This window comes from Streptomyces aureocirculatus (assembly GCF_000720475.1).
Classification (GTDB): domain Bacteria; phylum Actinomycetota; class Actinomycetes; order Streptomycetales; family Streptomycetaceae; genus Streptomyces; species Streptomyces aureocirculatus.
This window is the reverse complement of record NZ_JOAP01000157.1, coordinates 1-460: the sequence shown is the minus strand read 5'-3', so window position 1 is coordinate 460 and position 460 is coordinate 1. Positions and strand designations below refer to the sequence as shown.

The 460-nt window shown below is 69.8% G+C and carries 1 protein-coding gene; it reads left to right on the top strand.

The annotated features are described in order from the left end of the window. The coding region (locus IG78_RS0141170; protein ID WP_030574983.1) for a carboxyl transferase domain-containing protein at nucleotides 1-460 on the top strand (460 nt) is incomplete at both ends.

Sequence of the window (460 nt, the reverse complement as noted above, 5' to 3'; positions counted from 1 at the left end):
CGGCGCCGCCTACAGCCCGGCCCTGACGGACTTTGTGTTCATGGTCCGCGACACCTCGCAGATGTTCATCACCGGCCCCGACGTGGTCCGGGCGGTGACCGGTGAGGAGATCTCCCAGAACGGTCTGGGCGGCGCGGACGTGCACGCCGAGACCTCCGGGGTGTGCCACTTCGCCTACGACGACGAGGAGACCTGCCTCGCGGAGGTCCGCTACCTCCTCGCGATGCTCCCGCAGAACAACCGCGAGAACCCGCCGGTCGCGCCCTCCGACGACCCCGCCGACCGCCGCAGCGACGTCCTGCTCGACCTGGTACCGGCCGACGGCAACCGCCCCTACGACATGACCAAGGTCATCGAGGAGCTCGTCGACGACGGCGAGGTGCTGGAGGTCCACGAGCGCTGGGCGCGCAACATCATCTGTGCTCTGGCCCGCCTGGACGGGCAGGTCGTGGGCATCGTC